Origin of the sequence: Acinetobacter sp. UBA5934 (assembly GCF_002430855.1) — a bacterium.
In the GTDB taxonomy this organism is placed as follows: Bacteria; Pseudomonadota; Gammaproteobacteria; order Pseudomonadales; family Moraxellaceae; genus Acinetobacter.
In genome coordinates, this window is record NZ_DJDC01000005.1 from 1 (window position 1) to 18741 (window position 18741).

At 37.3% G+C, this 18741-nt stretch carries 16 protein-coding genes; 10 read left to right on the forward strand and 6 right to left on the reverse strand.

Annotated elements, in window-relative coordinates; translation table 11 throughout:
* Nucleotides 1–137 precede the first annotated feature (137 nt).
* The gene (locus B2Y23_RS00110) at nucleotides 138–902 is read left to right on the forward strand and encodes an alpha/beta fold hydrolase (RefSeq protein WP_291368289.1); all 765 of its coding nucleotides are present in this window, start codon (nucleotides 138–140) and stop codon (nucleotides 900–902) included.
* A 25-nt stretch (nucleotides 903–927) separates the two neighbouring features.
* Here the strand turns inward: B2Y23_RS00110 and B2Y23_RS00115 are convergent, their stop codons facing one another.
* From B2Y23_RS00115 to tssH, 6 genes are read right to left on the reverse strand one after another with little or no spacing between them, the layout of a single operon-like run.
* On the reverse strand, nucleotides 928–1893 hold the full coding sequence (locus B2Y23_RS00115; RefSeq protein ID WP_291368291.1) for a M15 family metallopeptidase: 966 nt from the start codon (nucleotides 1891–1893) through the stop codon (nucleotides 928–930).
* Nucleotides 1890–2240: a hypothetical protein gene (locus tag B2Y23_RS00120; protein ID WP_291368293.1), complete on the reverse strand. Its 351-nt coding sequence runs from the start codon at nucleotides 2238–2240 to the stop codon at nucleotides 1890–1892. The genes B2Y23_RS00115 and B2Y23_RS00120 overlap by 4 nt, the downstream gene beginning before the upstream one ends.
* A 26-nt stretch (nucleotides 2241–2266) precedes the next feature.
* Entirely contained in the window at nucleotides 2267–3067 is an 801-nt protein-coding gene (icmH, locus tag B2Y23_RS00125) for a type IVB secretion system protein IcmH/DotU (RefSeq protein ID WP_291368296.1), read from the reverse strand.
* Nucleotides 3068–3078: 11 nt separating this feature from the next.
* Nucleotides 3079–4443, reverse strand: a complete 1365-nt coding sequence (tssK, locus tag B2Y23_RS00130) for a type VI secretion system baseplate subunit TssK (protein WP_291368298.1) — start codon at nucleotides 4441–4443, stop codon at nucleotides 3079–3081.
* A 15-nt stretch (nucleotides 4444–4458) separates the two neighbouring features.
* Entirely contained in the window at nucleotides 4459–5568 is a 1110-nt protein-coding gene (gene tssA / locus B2Y23_RS00135; RefSeq protein ID WP_291368300.1) for a type VI secretion system protein TssA, read from the reverse strand.
* A 26-nt stretch (nucleotides 5569–5594) separates the two neighbouring features.
* Nucleotides 5595–8282 carry a type VI secretion system ATPase TssH gene (gene tssH, locus B2Y23_RS00140; RefSeq protein ID WP_291368302.1) on the reverse strand — a complete coding sequence of 896 codons (2688 nt, stop codon included), beginning with the start codon at nucleotides 8280–8282 and terminating at the stop codon, nucleotides 5595–5597.
* Nucleotides 8283–8660: 378 nt separating this feature from the next.
* Here tssH and B2Y23_RS00145 point away from each other — a divergent pair, with 378 nt between their 5' ends.
* The 9 genes from B2Y23_RS00145 to tssM form a co-directional block, all read left to right on the forward strand.
* Nucleotides 8661–9365 carry a hypothetical protein gene (locus B2Y23_RS00145; RefSeq protein WP_291368304.1) on the forward strand — a complete coding sequence of 235 codons (705 nt, stop codon included), beginning with the start codon at nucleotides 8661–8663 and terminating at the stop codon, nucleotides 9363–9365.
* Between the two features lie 15 nt (nucleotides 9366–9380).
* Nucleotides 9381–9884, forward strand: a complete 504-nt coding sequence (gene tssB / locus B2Y23_RS00150) for a type VI secretion system contractile sheath small subunit (protein ID WP_291368306.1) — start codon at nucleotides 9381–9383, stop codon at nucleotides 9882–9884.
* Nucleotides 9877–11358, forward strand: a complete 1482-nt coding sequence (gene tssC, locus B2Y23_RS00155) for a type VI secretion system contractile sheath large subunit (RefSeq protein WP_291368308.1) — start codon at nucleotides 9877–9879, stop codon at nucleotides 11356–11358. The genes tssB and tssC overlap by 8 nt, the downstream gene beginning before the upstream one ends.
* 55 nt (nucleotides 11359–11413) lie before the next feature.
* On the forward strand, nucleotides 11414–11917 hold the full coding sequence (locus B2Y23_RS00160; protein WP_131273722.1) for an Hcp family type VI secretion system effector: 504 nt from the start codon (nucleotides 11414–11416) through the stop codon (nucleotides 11915–11917).
* A gap of 80 nt (nucleotides 11918–11997) precedes the next feature.
* The gene (gene tssE, locus B2Y23_RS00165) at nucleotides 11998–12474 is read left to right on the forward strand and encodes a type VI secretion system baseplate subunit TssE (protein ID WP_291368312.1); all 477 of its coding nucleotides are present in this window, start codon (nucleotides 11998–12000) and stop codon (nucleotides 12472–12474) included.
* 12 nt (nucleotides 12475–12486) lie between these two features.
* Nucleotides 12487–14295, forward strand: coding sequence for a type VI secretion system baseplate subunit TssF (tssF, locus tag B2Y23_RS00170; RefSeq protein WP_291368314.1), 1809 nt, complete (start codon nucleotides 12487–12489; stop codon nucleotides 14293–14295).
* Nucleotides 14259–15254: a type VI secretion system baseplate subunit TssG gene (tssG, locus tag B2Y23_RS00175; RefSeq protein WP_291368316.1), complete on the forward strand. Its 996-nt coding sequence runs from the start codon at nucleotides 14259–14261 to the stop codon at nucleotides 15252–15254. The genes tssF and tssG overlap by 37 nt, the downstream gene beginning before the upstream one ends.
* The gene (locus B2Y23_RS00180; RefSeq protein WP_291368318.1) at nucleotides 15251–16660 is read left to right on the forward strand and encodes a hypothetical protein; all 1410 of its coding nucleotides are present in this window, start codon (nucleotides 15251–15253) and stop codon (nucleotides 16658–16660) included. The genes tssG and B2Y23_RS00180 overlap by 4 nt, the downstream gene beginning before the upstream one ends.
* A 51-nt stretch (nucleotides 16661–16711) precedes the next feature.
* Nucleotides 16712–18741: type VI secretion system membrane subunit TssM (gene tssM / locus B2Y23_RS00185; RefSeq protein ID WP_291368320.1), on the forward strand; the 2030-nt coding region annotated here is incomplete at its 3' end.

An 18741-nucleotide genomic window follows, 5' to 3' on the forward strand; every position in this document is an offset into this window, starting at 1 on the left:
TTTCCCAAGCAAGAACTTCACCAGTTTTTATCTACATAAATAGCCTAAGCAAAAATAATATTTTAAAAAATTGGCAATTGATTAAATTCCTAATTTACTCAAAAATAATTTCATCTAAAAAGTAATGAAAGACATCCATGATTTTAAATCACCAAATACATCTTAATAAAGCCGCTACAGCAAAAAATCCTCTGGTATTTATTCATGGTTTGTTTGGCAGTCTAAGTAATTTAGGTATGTTGGCACGTGCATATTATGAATCCCATTCCGTGATTCAAATTGATGTACGAAATCATGGTCATTCAGCACATACAGCAGAAATGAATTATGCTGTTATGGCAGCAGATATTCTGGAAACCCTAGATGCTTTAAATATCCAAAATTTTTCTGCTATTGGTCATTCCATGGGTGGAAAAATTGCCATGCAGTTGGCAAATCAGGCAGGGCAGCGCTTAGAGCAGTTGGTAGTTTTGGATATGGCACCATTTGCCTATCAAGAAAGTCATCACGAACAAATTTTTAAAGCTTTATTTGCCGTCAAAAATGCCCAGATTGAAAGTCGCCAACAGGCGACTCAAATTATGCGTGAGCATTTACATGAAGAAATGGTGATCCAGTTTCTAATGAAATCCTTTAATAAGGGCCAATGGTTATTTAATGTTGATGCTTTATTTAATCATTATTCAGAAATCCTGAATTGGAAGATGATCCAGCCGTGGCCAAAAGAGGCACTGTTTATCCGTGGCGGTAAATCCGCCTATATAAGCAAGGATGAACATTTCAATTCAATCAAGCAGCAATTTCCACATGCGAAAATTCAATGCATCGAAGATGCCGGACATTGGCTGCATGCTGAAAAAACTCAACAAGTGCTGGATGAAATGAATCAGTATCTTCATTAATTTCAAATGCTAACGATATTTTCTGTTACTCAAAAGCTTCATTTATATGATTGGCCAACAGTTGACCTTCTGCAGTTAACTGTTCAGCCATTTCAGCGGTTTTTTTGAGTCCAGGCATACGATACTCGCTATGACCATAATCTTGAATAGATGTCCAACGACCACCCCACGTTAAACCGACTGATTCTGCAACTGTTCCATATAACTGGTAGCCTTGCATTGCCCAAGGATCACGTTCTGAAATCACCACTTTACCATTTCGCTTAAATGCAACATCGGCAGCCAAACCAAATTGATGATAACTTTGAAAACCTTTGGCGCGCGTAATATGACTATTGCCAGCCAGGACGTTCTGACGTTCTGGACTACGGTAACCTTCTAATAAAACCATTTCATAACCATAACGTTGTTGCATGATTTTAAATACCATCAATAAACGTTGTTTATAGCGTGGATTCATTTTATGCCATTTTCGATCGGCAGATACCAGATCTCCATGGGAATGTAAGGCCGCTAAATCCTCTGTATTTGAGTTAAATACTTTTGCCTGAATACTGGACTCGGTAGCTTCGATATTGGTTGCTGAAATAATAGCTTCTTCAATTAAGGATTGTTCCACCTCAGGAGGAGGTGAAAGCATTTGCCCGTCGAGCAAGGTATAAATTTGAGGATCAACTTCTCTTAAATAATCAGCTTCAATTTTGGTCGGACTTATGGGGCGGGTAAAAGCAAAAATCAAGATACTGGTAAATAACGAAAAGCCTGCAACCAGTATCCACCATTGTTGCAAATGCCAATGCGACTGGAGTTGTTTTGGGGCAGCAGCCTCATTGAACTGCTGAGCAAATTGCCTGACAGAATAAAATTGTTTCTTACTTTGCGGAATAAGCACTAAAAAGAAGTCTTGTACTTTCAGACGTAAATCATAAGAAAAGAACCAGGCCAGGCTACCAGCGAGCAAAAGAAAACAAGTAAGAATAGCAATAATCATGAAGATACGGCGGTTTCTAAAAGTATAGCTAGGGTTTTAGTGGCCGCTTTAGCGACAACATTATTGTGAACAGAATATTGCGATGGCTGAACCTGATGATGAATAGTGCTCAGATATTTTTTGACTGGTTTTAATAGCCCTTGATAGCTAAATAATCTATTTAAATCAGTAGCTTGATTTTTAAGATATATAACAGAATGATTACCACCTGGCTCAGGCTGATTGATGATTTTGAAGTCAGATAGATTGCTATGCATTGTTAAGCTTGTCGAAATTTTTTGCTTATTTTCCGTATGTTCTAAGCTCTTCTGCTTGGAAATATTCATATTGCTAAATTGGGTTGCCATGTTCTCATTTTCTTTTTTTTAAACACTTATGGTAAATGAATCGTGATATAGGCTTGTTCGGCAGGTGGACTAATAATATTCTGATAAATAAAAAGTGATTTATCATTTTGATTTGAAAGCATAAAGTTTAAGGATAAAAAGGAGAGTAAAGCAAAAGTCGCCAAAAAAATTAAAACTCCCCAAAAGGGCAATTCGCGATGAATGATATGCTTAATTTGATCAGGCAAGGCAGCAAAGGGTGCAAAAGAAGTTTTTTTACCTTTCAGGAAGTCAATTTCATCGCCAACCCGAGCCATCAGATGATTTAAACTTTGTATCGATTCAATACGGAATTTGCCATGAAAGCCAAGTAACATGCAGTAATGAAAAACTTCGAGAGCTGCTAATCGCTCTTTGCCATGACTACGTAATGATTCTAAAATTTCAAAAAAACGATGGCCAGCAAGTTGCGATCCAAAAAGGCTTAATTGTAAGGGACTGATCATCCATTTATTTTGTAAATCAAAAAATTGAACATCTTGTTGCGTCACAATCGTCTCATCAAGCAAGGCACAATAAGCATATTGTGCATCCTGAATATCAACTGCTGAAAATTGTAGTTTTCGTGCCTGATTTTCAAAACGATTTAACAGGGCTAAAATTTTTTCCCGAAAATCATCTGGATTTGCTGGGATATATTGATTCTTCAATAAGAAAACCACATAGAAACCATCATGTAATAAATCAACAAGATTTGTTGCACTGGTGACTTTAGGCAGTGTTGCTGTTGAGTCTAGCTCTAAACCAATTTGACCATCCTTAAATTGTGCAGATGCTTGATTATTCATATACTGACTCCTTAGCTATTTATGACCGCAATAACATCAACCGAAATATCCTGAAAACCGGCCGGAATATAAATACATATTGATTCGGCATCCAGCATGCGTTGATACAATTCATTGTGGGGTTCGACTTCAAAATAGCTGACCCCAGAACGTACCGGAATCGCAGTTGGAACCTGTATGAGATGATGTAAGGGAATGACGGGCAGGGCGGCAACAACACGCTGTTCTACATCCACAGAATTACCCACTTTAAACCGCAGTGGAACTAACTGAATCAGCTCATGGCTTTGCATCAGGCTACTCGAAACCGCAATATAAAGTCGTGTATCACGTGTAATTTTGTCGGATTCCAGACTTCCCATCCAATAGGAGGGACGTGTTTCTTTTAAGGCAATGCTGATATAGCGATTTGAAATAATGGTATCGAGTAAGTCACGCAAAATAACATCGAGCTGTGAAAAGCTTTCTTGTAAATGATGATGCTTATAATGAGGTAATTGGTCGACCTCATAAGCTGTAGAAAAGGTCAGCAGTGATCCGGTTAAACGCAGTAATTCAAAAAATAATCGTTCAGGATGAATATGGGGATATCGCAAAAGATGATTCAGGCTGGCATATGCAGTATTTAAGGCATTCACTAACCAAAAAGAAACAATATCACCGGAGCGGAATTCGATGAGTTTTTGTTCATTTTCACGATTATTACTTTGAATGGTTTTAATTTTCGCCTTAATCACGTTCAGGCTACGTTTTAAACCTGACATCAGGCTAGCAGATGCATCAATATGCAAGATCGGTGGTATAAATTTAGAATCAAATTCAAAATTTCCCGAACTCTGACGTTTAACTTTTGCTACTGCTAAATACAGAAAGCCATCTAGCTCATGATTGGGTTCAATGCCAGATTCAAGTAATTTAAATACTGCACGGCGTCTTAACAATGTAATATCTGCGGCGGTAGCATCGGTAAATAAATCATGCGTTTCAGTTAAGTGTGAATGATAACGGCTCGGTTGGTTACTTTCTTCAAAAGCAACATTGCGCTTATTTGGCTGAATCATCGGTAAGGCCAAATAGACTGTCATTTCTCCACGTAAAGTTAAATCATCTAGTTGAATGGGTTCTGGTAATAAGTCACGTGACGGTGCCTGGTAAATTTCGCCATCTTGCCAAATTATTTCTACTTTTTCTAAAGCCAGAACATGAGTACTTAATTGCAGTTCATCAAATTGGATGGATTGAATACCATAGGCAAAAGGAATGGTAGAACGGATGGTATGATTTAAGCGCTGTTCATGATAGGCATCTTGTAATTGAAAATGTTGTGGACGTAAAAATAAGCCTTCGCCCCAAAGAATCTTTTCTGCTTTAAACATTAAATTTACCAATTGTTATTCGTATGATGAGGATTGTTTTTGTATACCCAAAAGTTCATGGACCGTTTCTAAAGGGTTATCGTTTTTAATCACCTGGCTGAGCCATTCATGTAAAGGCATCTCACTCCATTTAATCGTTTTTTGTAGCAAATAGCTGACTGGACTATGAGGTTCATTAACCTGGAAATAATCGGCAATGTCTTGTAAAAGCTGCATAGCCTGTTCACGATTTGCTACATGATTTTGCGCGTGTGGCTGAAATTTTTGTGCACTGCTTATAGGTATCGTTGGATCACTAAGTGATTTTAGGGTTTTAGCCGAATCAATCATGTCAGTGAAAGGATTTGATGAAGCTGGCATAAGTACTGAACCAAAAGCATCAGTTTTGTAGATTTTTTTCAGGCTGCCATGAATAGATTCTAGCTGAGAGTCAATAGCTGCAAAACTTGGAGCGTCTAAACCCATTAAGCTATCGAGTACATTTTTTAAAATGTTCCACTGCTGCAAAATTTCTAAAAAGTTCTGATAATTTTGATATTGAAAAGATTTTGACGTATTCAATAATGCCTGTTCAAATTGCTCTAATGAGGTATTGACAGTAATGGCACTATTTTCATCATTCTGCTTACGGTGTAAATTTTGTTGATGTAATAAATTTTCATAGTCAATTACAGAATAAAAAGGTGAAATATTTATCACGGAAATATTTTTAATCAACATGGGCAGTTGATTAATCAGTCCTTGCAATAAGCCCAGACGTTGGTCCAAATCATGATCTTCTATTTTTGGATATAGCAATATCCAGAAGTCGCTTAAACTACGTTGGGTTAATTCTAAACCTTTGGCCACTCCGTCAAAACCGTACAGATTGGACCAGGCTTCAAGCAACCAGCTATATAACCGAATATCCTTGGTTTTTTCAGTTAATAGTTCAGTAGCTTTTTCATTTACAAAACTCCAATCGGCCAGTTTCGGTTCAGCAATCCAATCGCCTTGTTCTAAAAGTAAATCATCCTGAGTTCGTGCTTTTTTAATGGTATGAAACTCATTGGAAAAAGAACAATCTATCCCGCATGGAGCTTCATCTGAAATTGGTTTTAATAATTTTTCCAGTTCTAAACTCATGTTCTGCCTTTCTTATCTGTTTTAAATTATGCTTCAGTGACACGAGGCTTTTTATTACGTTTTTTTATTGTGTTGACTACCGGATCAACTTGATAAAATATTTCATTATTTTGAACATCGATAAAAATGTGTTGTGGCAATTTCTGTTCTGCCAAACCAAGCAAAATTTGTGTGGCTAAAGCAGGCAATACGGATGAATTGAGAATGTTATCGACATTACGTGCACCACTATCAACCTCAGTACAACGGCTAAGCAGTAATTCAATCAGATTTTCACTATAGTTAACTTTAGTGGGGTATTGTTGTTCTAAACGAGCAGTAATTTTATCCAACTTATATCTGATGATGCGTAGCAGTAATTCATCATGTAAAGGGAAGTAAGGTACAATACGCATACGACCTAAAAATGCCGGTTTAAACTGTTGATATAAACTTGGTTTCAAGTGTTCTGTTAATTGTTCTGCGGTTGGCCAATCTTCAACTGCTGAGTTTAAGCAGGTTTGCATAATGACACTTGACCCGACATTGGATGTCAACAGGATCGTGGTATTTTTAAAATCAATTAAACGCCCTTCGCCATCTTCAAGCATGCCCTTATCAAAAACCTGATAAAACAATTCCTGGACATCGCTATGGGCTTTTTCAATTTCATCGAGCAAGACCACACTATAAGGATTTCGTCGTACCGCTTCAGTTAAAACACCGCCTTGACCATATCCAACGTAGCCGGGAGGAGCTCCCTTGAGTGTAGAAACCGTATGGGCTTCCTGGTATTCAGACAGGTTGATGGTAATCAGATGAGATTCGCCACCATATAATTCATGAGCAAGTGCTAAAGCGGTTTCTGTTTTACCTACACCACTTGGACCTACCAATAAAAATACACCTTGGGGTTTATGCGGATCTTCCAGTTTTGCTTTAGAGGTTTTAATGCCCTGAACCAGCTGATCTAAGGCATCTTCCTGTCCCATAACTCGCACTGACAGCTTCTCTTTTAAACTCAAAATTTGTTTAATTTCATCATTGGCCATTTTTCCTACAGGAATGCCTGTCCAGTCAGAAATAATTTCATGAATCATCTGCGCATTTACGCGTTCAAAAACCAGCGGAGTGGTACCTTGAAGCTGAGCCAGAGTTTCACGACATTGAGCAATATCTGGATTTGACTGACCTGTAGCAGATTGTTCCAGTTCTTTAATCCTGTTGACCAGTTGCAGTTCTTTTTGCCACTGGGCTTCTGTAGCTTTGATTTTATTTGATAATTTAGAAATTTGAACTTTTAGCTCCATAATGCGTTCCTGGTGAATAGGCATATTTTGCTGTTCTTTTTGCAAAATTTCCTGTTCCAGATGCAGGTTATGCCATTGTGCCTGTAACTGATCCAGTTTCACCGGTTGTGCATTTTGTGTCAAAGCCACTCGGGCAGCTGCGGTATCCAGTACACTGATGGCTTTATCCGGAAGCTGATGTCCGCTGATATATCGATGAGAGCTATGGACTGCTGTAACAATCGCTTCATCATCAATTTTTACATTAAAATGGTGAGTCATGACAGGAATCATGGCACGCAGCATATCAACAGCCACGGCTTCTGTTGGTTCTTCCACTTTCACCACTTGAAAGCGACGACTGAGAGCCGCATCTTTTTCGAAAAACTGTTTATACTCAGCCCAAGTTGTCGCGGCAATCGTACGCAATTCACCCCGTGCGAGTGCTGGTTTAAGCAGATTGGCTGCATCGTTTTGTCCCGCCTGACCACCGGCACCAATTAAGCTATGTGCTTCATCAATAAATAAAATAATGGGATGACTAGAACTTTGAACTTCCTGAATAACCTGCTTTAGACGATTTTCAAATTCACCTTTAACACTGGCACCAGCCTGTAAAAGCCCCATATCCAGCATATGTAAATGAACATTTTTTAAAGCATCTGGAACTTGATTATTGGCAATTTTAACAGCCAAACCTTCTACCACTGCGGTTTTACCAACCCCGGGATCACCGGTTAAAATAGGATTGTTTTGACGACGGCGCATTAGAATATCCAGCATCAAGCGAATTTCAAATTCACGACCAATGACTGGATCAATTCCACCTTTTTTGGCTTTTTCAGTTAAATCCACAGTGTACTGATCTAAAGCAGGCGTTTTTAATATATTTTCGGATAATTGTTCAGATAACGGCTTAGATAATAGTGTAGCTTTTATCGTATCTGAATGAGCTGCACTCTGTTCCAGTTCTTGTTCGATACTCGTTGTACACTCATCTAAAAAAGTGTGTTTCATCTGATCTATTGGTAGCAATTCAAATAAGCATGAAGCACGGACCGCGATTTGATAAAGATCTGATGCAGTTAATAACGCAACCACAAGATGGCCTGTTCGAATGACAGGTTTTTGTTCTGCTGAGGCTAATAACCAGGCTTGTTCTAATAGACGTGCGATTGACTTTGCAAAAATAGGAGTACGCGTATTACCTTTAGACAAATGTGCAATGCTTTTCTTTAAATCATCCAGTAATTCAAGACGTGATATTTTGTAATTTTCCAATAGCAGTTGGGCATCATTATTTTCATGACTGTTTAGAATTTCTAAAAAAAAGTGTTCAATTTCTATTTCATAATTTTGCTGAGCTATACAGGTATTGGCTGATTTTTCTAGTGCCAGACGAGCACAAGAAGATAATTTTGTAATTAAAATTTTTAAATTATTCATATCCCACTCAACATGACTAAAAGAACGTCAGTTTTTATTCTGTTTATAGACTGAACTATTCTGATTTTGTTATTTTTAAAAAATTTATTTAGTTAAAACAATATATTATGTTTGTTTTTTATAAAAATTATGTGCACATAATACACATTTTTTTTAAAAATCAAAAAAAAATATGATGATTTTTTGTATCTTTTACATAAAAAAACAATAAAAAGTGTGGTTTTGCATGAATTCACTGTTGACTTAAGCTGGTTATTTTTTGTTAAATCTGCGCATTGATTAAGAATCATAATAATAAGTTTAGATTATAAAAATCATTTAATTTTCTTAAACCTATACTAATAATTAAATTTAAAGCTATAAAATTAGAGGCATCTTTTGAATAAATATAAATTTTTTTTATCCTTGTGGGTAATGCTATCTATCAGTCCTTTAACCTTCGCGAGCGAAAAAAATATTGAACTCAAAAGGGGCTGCATTAAGACTTATCCTTTAGTTCGTGATGAAACCGACCCAGAATTATTAAATATTTATCGTCAGCTATGCGATAAAAAAAATAAGAACAATAGTGAATTAAAGAATGACTTATCTATTCAGGCTGCTCAAAGATTTCAGGTTCTAGGTAAAAATCTGAAAGCTTTGCAATGGGTAGAAGAGTTACATAAACAGAATATCCAGAGCAGAGAATTGACCGATGTTGCTTTTCTTGCGGGGATAGCGATTAGCGAAAGTAATTTACAGTATATGCGTAATAATGAAATGCGTTATCTGAATGCGGAAAGTACTTATCCTGCAGCGAAAAAATTATCTGATCATATTCAGATTTCCTTGCCTGAACCTGATACCTCCACTGCTAAAGCTGTCACAGCAAATACAATCCGACTAAAACCACGAGTAAAAGGCAGTATTTTATCCAATCGTACCGCTGGAAAAACCAGTTCGTTAAGCCGTCCCCAAAGTGTCAATTTACAGAGCAGAGTAGTCAAAACAGCTGCACGAAGTACCCCGGCTACAACAAAACCGCAAATTAATAATTCCATAACGTCGGGTCCAAGCCCGTTTGCTTCATTTAATAAGAACTAAAATAGGATAGTCTTCATGGCTAAACGTGAAAGTGTACAAAAGAAATTACAACGTATTCGTCCACCTCGTGTCCAACTTACTTATGATGTAGAAGTTGGAAGTGGCAAGGAAATAAAAGAGTTACCTTTTGTTATTGGGGTATTGGGTGATTTTTCAGCCGCTTCAGAATTAGAAAAAACCAAATTAAAAGATAAAAAATTTATCAATGTCGATTTGGATAATATTGACGAGGTGATGCAATCATTGGTACCCCGTGTAGACTTTCAGGTAGAAAACACCTTAACTGAAGAAGGTGGTCGTATGTCTGTGGATTTAACTTTTAATTCAATGGCAGATTTCCGTCCAGAAAATGTCGTACAGCAGGTAGATCCATTACGTCAATTGGTTGAAGCACGGCAGCGTTTAACTGATTTGCGTAATAAAATTTCAAATAATGAACGTCTTGAAGATTTGTTGGATGAAATTCTGCAAAATACAGATCAAGTCCGTAAATTAAGCGTGGAGGCAGGACATGAATAATTTTCATACTGCAACTGCGACAGCTACAAATGTTCAAGAATTTACTTTGCTGGATTCGATTGTTGAGCAAAGCCGTATCGCACGTAATGAAGAAGAACATCATCGTGCGAAAAGCCTGATAGCTGAATTGGCTAAAGAAGTCATGGCTGGAACGATAACGGTTTGCGAAAATATGACCTTGTCTATTGATAAACGAATTGCAGAGATTGATGCATTAATTTCTAGTCAGTTAAGTAAAATTATTCATCATGAACAATTTCAAAAAATTGAATCAAGCTGGCGTGGCTTATACTATTTTTGCCAGGAAACCCCATCTCATTCTTTAATTAAAATTCGTATGCTCAATACGACCAAAAAAGAATTGATTAAAGATTTTCAGGGGGCGACCGATTTTGATCAGAGTTCCCTGTTTAAAAAAATCTATGAAGAAGAATATGGTTCGTTTGGTGGTGCGCCTTATGCCACATTGGTGGGTGATTTTGAATTTGACAGGACTCCATCGGATATGTATCTGCTGGAGCAGATTTCTCATGTCGCTGCAGCAGCACATGCACCATTTATTTCAGCAGCCAGTGCCAACATATTGGGCCTAGACTCATTTACCGATATTGATCGTCCACGTGATGTTGCTAAAATTTTTGAAACCGCTGAATATGTTCAGTGGCGTTCATTCCGCGAAAGTGATGATGCCCGTTATGTTGCATTGACTATGCCACGCGTATTAGGGCGTTTGCCATATCATCCTAAAGATGGAACTGTGACTGAAGGATTTAACTTTATAGAACAGGTTAGTGGTCAAGACCATGCTGAATATTTATGGATGAATGCGGCTTATGCATTTGCAACACGTTTAACCAATGCTTTCGATATGCATGGTTGGTGTGCTGCTATCCGGGGTGTGGAAGGTGGCGGCTTGGTTGAAGGTTTGCCAGTGCATACGTTCAAGACCAGTGATGGCGAAGTATTGTTCAAATGTCCAACTGAAATTGCCATTACTGACCGTCGTGAAAAAGAACTCAGTGATTTAGGATTTATCCCTTTAGTACATTGTAAAAATACCGATTATGCCGTTTTCTTTGGTGCACAATCGACCCAAAAACCGAAAAAGTATGATAACGATAGCGCAAATGCCAACTCTGCTTTATCGAGTCAAATTCAATACATTATGGCTGTTTCACGTATTGCGCATTATTTAAAAGCCATGATGCGCGACAAAGTGGGTAGTTTTGCATCTGCTGGTAATGTTGAAGCATTTTTAAATGAATGGCTAGCACAATACGTTTTGTTAGATGATGGCGCATCGCAAGAGGCAAAAGCACAATATCCGCTTCGCGAAGCTTCAGTTAAAGTTGTAGAGAATCTAGCTCAACCTGGGCACTACAAGTCTGTGGTTTTTTTACGACCACATTTTCAATTGGATGAGTTGTCAGTTTCTTTGCGACTTGTTACTGAGTTACCTCAGTCCTCTAACTAGCTTAATTAGAGCGCAATTTTATAATAATTTAAAATAAAACAGGAAAATTAGAAAAATGAAAGACATATACGTACAATTTCGAGGCAAATATAAAGTTGATGGTGAATCTCGCGACTCTGAGCATAAAGACTGGCTAGAAGTAAATTCTTGGGCACACAATATTCGTCAACCCAAATCGGCAACATCTTCAAGTGTAGGGGGCCATACAGCCGAACGTGTTGAACATTCAGATATGCTTTTTGTGAAAGATTTGGATGCAACCAGTCCAAAACTTTGGGAAGCATGTTCAGCGGGATATACCTTTGACGAAGTCCAAATCGATTTTTACCGTGCCAATGGTGATAAACGTATTAAATATCTTCAAATCAAATTAAAGCATGTGCTTGTTTCAAGTGTTACGCCAAACGTCAATGAAGAAGGTGTTCCGACTGAATCGTTTGGTTTGAAATATGCTGCCGTAGAATGGACTTATAATCAGCAGGATATTAACGGTACACAAAAAGGTGCGGTCACCAAGAAATGGTCACTTTCTAATAATACAGCTTCTTACGCTGCATAATATACTGCCCATAATAGTGGCCAACAGTTGTTGGTCGCTATGAATGATTTTTAAATTTTAAGTATTTAATAATAAAAAACATGAATTTAGACCAATTATATCCTTACGGCTTTAAAACCACGTTATTCGACCGTTTATTAGCTGAAACTGAACAAAATGACCGCAGGATTTCGCTGCAGAAATTACGAGAATCTGTGGCCTCGGATTTGGAGGATTTATTGAATAGCCGCATGTCACTACTGGATGGTGTAATCGATGATTTTCCTCAAGCAAAAAAGTCTGTACTGCAATTTGGAATTATTGATTTTGTGGGCTTATCAACAGCCAATCCCACAGACCGGGATAAAATTTGTCAATCCATTGAGCAATCGATTAGCGCCCATGAACCCCGACTCAAGCAAATTAAAGTCATCATGTTACTCGATGGCCATAACATGGGAGCATTATCTTTAAGTATTCAAGCGTATTTAAACGTTCAACCCATATTTGAGCCGGTCATTCTGGATGTTTTATTGAAACCGACCACACAACAATATGTTATTTCTGCAAGATCTTGAAGTGGGGTTGCTGTGATTGAAGAACTGTTACCTTATTATGAAAAACAATTGCAAGAATTTGGGCAGCAATCGCGTGAATTTGCCCAAAAATATCCGAAAATTGCTCAACGTCTATCGCTTAATCAAGAACAGATTGATGATCCGCATATTGAGCGTCTGATTCAGGCTTTTTCACTCATAGCTGCGCGTATTGATAAAAAACTAGCGGACAGTTATGAGGTTTTTACCCGTTCATTATTTGAAGTCATGTTTCCTCAATATCTTAAGCCGTTTCCCGCATGTTCAGTGGTCAGTTTTGAAGATATAAATAAAATAAAACAGCTGACGGACGTACATGAAATTCCTAAAGCGACTTCCTTAAAGTCACGTAGTTTTAAAGGCGTACAGTGTGAATTCAATACGACTCAACCGGTACGATTACTGCCAATCACCTTAAAGAATTTGAATTTCAAAACCCATCCTCGTGCACACATGCATTTAAATCAGAATGCGACACTTAGTTTAGGCTTTGAGGTTTATCAACGCAGCCAACAGCTGTTAATCAATGAAAATTTACCAATTTACCTAGATGCGATTGCAAATTTTCCCTTGCAGGTCTTGGATAGTATATTCCATGTCAGCACAGGATTTTCATTCAAAACTGGCAATCGTATTATTGATATTGCTAATCCATTTGCAGTTATGGGCTTTGCGGAATCTGAAAGTTTATTACCGATTGATCAACATACCCATCATGCCTATCGTTTATTGATGGAATATTTTTGTTTTCCTGAAAAATTTAATTATCTCAATCTTAATTTAAATGTCTTAAAACATTTAACGGGGGAAGATACAGAATTTGAAATATTGATTCATTTAAAGATTAATATAAATGATCAGGCCTGTATTCGAAATTATTCTGAGCTGAATGTGGCAAATTTTAAACTGTTTTCAACTCCTGTAGTGAACCTGTTTTATAAGCAGGCTGAACCGCAGAAAATAAATCATAAACAATTAGAATATCCATTGCTTATCGATGCACATCACCCTGAATTTTATCAGCTTTATTCAATAGTTGAGATGAATATGATTCGGGAAAAAAGTAATCAGGATCAGATCACAGTTCCTATTTTGCCATTTTTTGCCATGAGCCATTATCATCAGCAGAGTGAGCAGTATTTTTATAGTTTGAATTCCACACAATTGCAGAATAATTTGCTTGAAACCCATTATTCCATTATTTCCAAATATTTATCCCCACATAGTACCAAGTCTGACGTTATGAGCGCGCGATTGCTCTGTTGTAATCGAGATTTGCCGCATGAGGCTTTAAGTCAAGCCAATAATGTTCTGAATTTGAATGACAGTAACCTTGTACGGCGTGCACTTATTTTAAAGCGACCGTCCAAGCCATATTACTTTGAGCAAAATAAAAGTGAACAATGGCGCATTATTTCTCATTTGTCATTAAACACATTATCCCTGATGAAAGGAGATGCAGTCAGCCACATTAAAGAACTTTTGGTGCTTTATAATTTGCCTAAATTGAAAGAAAACCAGCTTATTATTGAAGCCATTAAAAAAATTGATTTTTCTTTGACTCAAAAACTAGTTGAAGCGCAACCTTTTCCCTTATTTGTTCGTGGAATTAAAGCAAGTTTATTTATAGATTCACAAATTTTTAAAGGCCATAGTCTGTATATTTTTAGCCAACTTTTAAGTCATATTTTTAATTTAAAAGTTCAGATGAATAGTTATGTTGATCTTGTGGTCAGTGATTCAAATACTCAACAGGAGTTATACCAATGCGTGCAAAACGTTGGTGGCAAGAAACTTCTGTAATAGAGGATCTGTTCACAACCCCTACAGCTTATGAGTTTATTCAGGCGACACGTTTGTTGCGCCATATGCCACATTCATCCATAGACCAATACTGGGCGAATGATTTTAAATTCCAGACTTCGTTAAATCTTAATTTTCCAGTTACTGAGATAGAATCTTTAACTAGTGAAAACGAATATATTCAGATCACTAATCTACTGATGGGGATAACCGGTATACAAGGTGCTTTACCTTATAGTTATACCCATAAAATTAAGCAAAGCCGTCGTCAGCAAAGACAAGAAACTCTAAGTTTTCTGAGCTTATTTAATCATAAATTGACAACACAATATGTCGATGCGAGTTTGGCCTATTATTTACCCGTACGTTATGAAATTGAGAAAGAAAATGATTATCTGGAGATCCTGCATGCCTTAAATGGTTATGTGAGAACACAACAGGAGCAGAGTGAACTAGATGATTATTTTGCTGAATTTTCAGGTTTAATGCAGGGGCAAAATAATACTGCATACGCTTTAAAAACCATGCTGGACTGTATTTTCAAAACTGATTTCACAATAAAACAGTGGGTCGAAGAAAAATTCAAATTGGAACATGCACAACGAGCAACTTTAGGGGAAGGAAATGCCAATTTACTTGGAAAGAATACTTTCTGTGGTGAGAGTATTCGGCAAATTGATGGAAAAATAGAAATTCAGATTGGGCCATTATCTAGAAAGGATTATCTGAGCTTTTTACCTAAGCAACAAATGAGTGAAAAATTAAAGAAAATACTTGTGACTTGGTGTAGTCCCACAACAATGGTGGATGTACGTTTAATTTTAAAAAAAGAAGAAATAGAGCCGCTTTGCCTGAATGCAAAGTCTGAGCAAGGTTTAGCGCAGGGTGCTTTTTTAATGACTAAACATAGAAAAGCCAATTCAGAGACATGCTATACATTATTGGGGGACCTGCAATGAATAAGCTGAAGCTGGTGCTGGGAACTTTCAGTAGTATTTTTCTATTGTGTAGCATAGTTATTATTTATTATTGGCGTGATGTTCAATATGAACCTTCAGCTCTAGATTTATTGTCCTATTTTTTTATATTACCTGTAATTTTTTCCATAATTCTGCTTGCACCTTATTTTATTTATAAGGCTTATCAGGCATATAGAAGGGATAAAAAACAACAGCATCAAACCTTATTAGAGCAGCCACTAAATAAAGTACAGACTGGGAAAGGACAAGAAGTTAAAGAGATTCAATGGTTCAATTTAAATATTTTTTCGTCCTCGGCATGCCATGCATGGGGTGAAAATGAAACAATAATTGAGGGATTAAAAAAATTTAAATCCCCGGAATTGGATGATCGCCTAGAGAATAATTATGGCTTAGCTGTTTTATCCTACAGGATTCAAAAGCTTGATTATATTGTGGAGCTACAGGACGATGACTCAAATGAAGAAGATGAAGCAGCTCGCTTAGTACGTATAAAAATTTTAATTCAACAACAATTAGAACAACAGGCTGAAACCTTAATGCAAGTGGCTGAACATTTAAAACATTCTGCATTATTTTATGATCATGAATTGGCATATCAATACCGCATACATCCTGAATGGAACAATACCGATACTCCAAACAATGATGGTGATCAAGAGATTTTAATTGAACAGGTGCGACGTCTAAATCGACTTAATATTCATATTTTATTATCAGATAACGTGTTAGAGGTCTGGGATGAATGTTCAAGTCAGGAAATGCTGCTTGATTTTATGCAATCTTTAGGCATGATTTCGCAGCAACTACATCTGCAACATCATTATCTTGCTCAGCAAAATGCTTATGAAGAGTGGATTAAATTACTGGATCAAATATCGCAACAAAATGAGGAGTTTTCATTAATCATTAATGTGGATTCTGAAATTGACCAGACATTGCTGGATGAAAAAATGTGGTTCATGGATGACTATTTCCCAGCGGAATTTGCATCCAGCTGGTGTGTGGCAGCGAAAGACGTGAAGATCAGTAATCTGGAGGCGATCAAGGTACTTAAAGTTGCCGGCAATGTAGATGATTTATTGACTTGTCTTAATCAGATTATGCCTAATCATGCAGATCAGACCGAACAGGAACAGCCTTTTGTACTGATCTTAGATGATGCAACGGATATAAAAAATATTAAAAAGAATAATCAGAGATTTGTACCTGCTTTAATTGAACCGCATCATTTTTTATATACCAAACCGATTTTAGGTCATACACAACAACTCGCAAAAATTTTTGGTTTTATGTTGGGGATGCACCTGCCAGAAGAGATGACTAGCATGATATACAGCACTGACCAGGCCTTAACCCATGCTTTTTTAATCGATGTGAATTAGATGAGTTCCAAGAACAAATCATTTAAATATAAATAAAATAACGAGAATCACATGTTTTATACCGTTTTAGCTTATGTTTGGCAGTATATGACCCATCCTAAGGCAATTATTGCACTGTCTTTATTAGTAGCATTGGTGTCTTCTTATCCTGCTATTCCGCGAAATATTTTTTGGGCATTGCTTGCAGCTTATATTGTCATCATTATCGGCTATGGTATTTATAGACTGGTGCAAAAAAAACGCCATATTCAACAGGGCGCAGTGCTTGCAGAAGCCATTGAAAATAATACACAAGCAGAATATGGCCAGCAGAAAAATACACAAGAATTACAGCTGATTAACCAACAAATGAAAGAATCGATCCACCTGATTCGTAAATCAAAATTGGGTGATAAAAAAGGCCATGCAGCTTTATATGAATTACCTTGGTATATGGTTATTGGCAATCCTGCTGCAGGGAAAAGTTCAGCGATTTATCATTCTGGACTAAAATTTCCCTTTGAAAATTCCCATCAAAAAAGTATTTCTTCAGGCTTGAGCGGGACAAGAAACTGTGACTGGTTTTTCTCGACCGAAGGGGTATTGCTGGATACTGCTGGACGTTATTCAGTTTATGCTGAAGATCATCCTGAATGGTTGGGCTTTTTGAATTTACTAAAGAAAAGCCGTACTCAAGCACCTGTTAACGGTTTAATTGTAGTAGTCAGCATTGCCGAACTGGTGAGCCAAAGTCCTGAAAAATCAATAAAGCTGGCTAAAAATTTAAGAGCTCGTATTCAAGACCTTACTGAACGTTTAGAAATATTTGCGCCTGTTTATGTTGTGTTTTCCAAAATGGATTTGATTGCAGGATTTACCGAATTTTTTGAATGTTATGATGTTGATGAATTTGAGCAGGTGTGGGGTGCTACCTTAAAATATGAGCCAGATTCCATGCAGAATGTAATGGCACTTTTTGAACAGCATTATGCAGTTTTATATGAAGGTTTAAAAGGGTTGAGTACCACACATCTTAGCCGACGTCATAGCCAGAACATTTCCCCCAGTGTAATGACATTTCCTTTAGAGTTTAAAAGCTTAAAATCGGTACTAAAAACTTTTATAGGAACCTTGTTTGAAGAAAATCCATACCAGTTTAAACCTGTATTTCGTGGCTTCTATTTTACCAGTGCCTTACAACAGGGTGTTATTGAAAGTCCAATGACCGAGCAGATGGTCCAGGATTTTCAATTATCACCCAACTTAAACAGTGAAAATCCTGTACCGGATCATTCCGTTTCACAGCATCATAGTTACTTTCTGAAAAGTCTATTTTCAGATGTAATTTTGAAGGATCAGCATCTGGTTAAACAGCATATTAATCCTAAACGCAAGCAACAACGTTACTCTGCTTTTATTGCGGCCTTGCTGGGGATTTCCATGATATTGAGCCTGTGGATCTGGTCATATCGAAATAATCAACAGCTGATCGCCGATGTTCAGGCCGATTTAGACAAGGTGGTACAGTTACAAAAGCAATCAGGCCAACGACTCTCTACACAGCTGAATGCTTTGCTGATTTTACAGGAACGTATGCAACAGCTTGATCAATTTGAAGAAAATCAACCTATACAGTTTGGTTTTGGCCTGTATCAAGGCAGTACATTGCGAGAAAAATTACAAGGCGAATATTTAGCGGGAATTAGACAACTGCTTTTGCAGCCAACCCAGCAGAATATTGCGCAGTATTTACGGCGTATAAAAAGTAATGAAGCCACTTTAAAAGCCAATCATGTCAATGTAGAAATAAAACAAGGAGTCAAAACTCAGCAATATCTAGAACCTTCCGAAACCAATCCGCAAGATGCTTATAATGCGTTAAAGGCTTACTTGATGCTGAGCAATCCTCAATATATGGATTCAAGTCATTTAGGTGATCAGCTGACACGTTTCTGGCGTCCCTGGCTGGATCTAAACCGGGAACAAATGCCACGCGGTGAAATGATCCAGAAAGCCGAGCAAATATTATCCTATAGCATTACATTGGCAAATGATCAGAAATTTCCTGTGCTTGAATCAGCTTCAAGCACAGGAAATTTCTG

Coding starts and splice junctions, on each gene's coding strand:
- tssG (WP_291368316.1), top strand. CDS start 14,259: ATGCGTGCAAAACGTTGGTGGCAAGAAACTTCTGTAATAGAGGATCTG.
- tssK (WP_291368298.1), bottom strand. CDS start 4,443: ATGTTTAAAGCAGAAAAGATTCTTTGGGGCGAAGGCTTATTTTTACGT.
- tssA (WP_291368300.1), bottom strand. CDS start 5,568: ATGAGTTTAGAACTGGAAAAATTATTAAAACCAATTTCAGATGAAGCT.
- tssE (WP_291368312.1), top strand. CDS start 11,998: ATGAATTTAGACCAATTATATCCTTACGGCTTTAAAACCACGTTATTC.
- B2Y23_RS00160 (WP_131273722.1), top strand. CDS start 11,414: ATGAAAGACATATACGTACAATTTCGAGGCAAATATAAAGTTGATGGT.
- tssH (WP_291368302.1), bottom strand. CDS start 8,282: ATGAATAATTTAAAAATTTTAATTACAAAATTATCTTCTTGTGCTCGT.
- tssC (WP_291368308.1), top strand. CDS start 9,877: ATGAATAATTTTCATACTGCAACTGCGACAGCTACAAATGTTCAAGAA.
- B2Y23_RS00180 (WP_291368318.1), top strand. CDS start 15,251: ATGAATAAGCTGAAGCTGGTGCTGGGAACTTTCAGTAGTATTTTTCTA.
- B2Y23_RS00120 (WP_291368293.1), bottom strand. CDS start 2,240: ATGGCAACCCAATTTAGCAATATGAATATTTCCAAGCAGAAGAGCTTA.
- B2Y23_RS00110 (WP_291368289.1), top strand. CDS start 138: ATGATTTTAAATCACCAAATACATCTTAATAAAGCCGCTACAGCAAAA.
- icmH (WP_291368296.1), bottom strand. CDS start 3,067: ATGAATAATCAAGCATCTGCACAATTTAAGGATGGTCAAATTGGTTTA.
- tssB (WP_291368306.1), top strand. CDS start 9,381: ATGGCTAAACGTGAAAGTGTACAAAAGAAATTACAACGTATTCGTCCA.
- B2Y23_RS00115 (WP_291368291.1), bottom strand. CDS start 1,893: ATGATTATTGCTATTCTTACTTGTTTTCTTTTGCTCGCTGGTAGCCTG.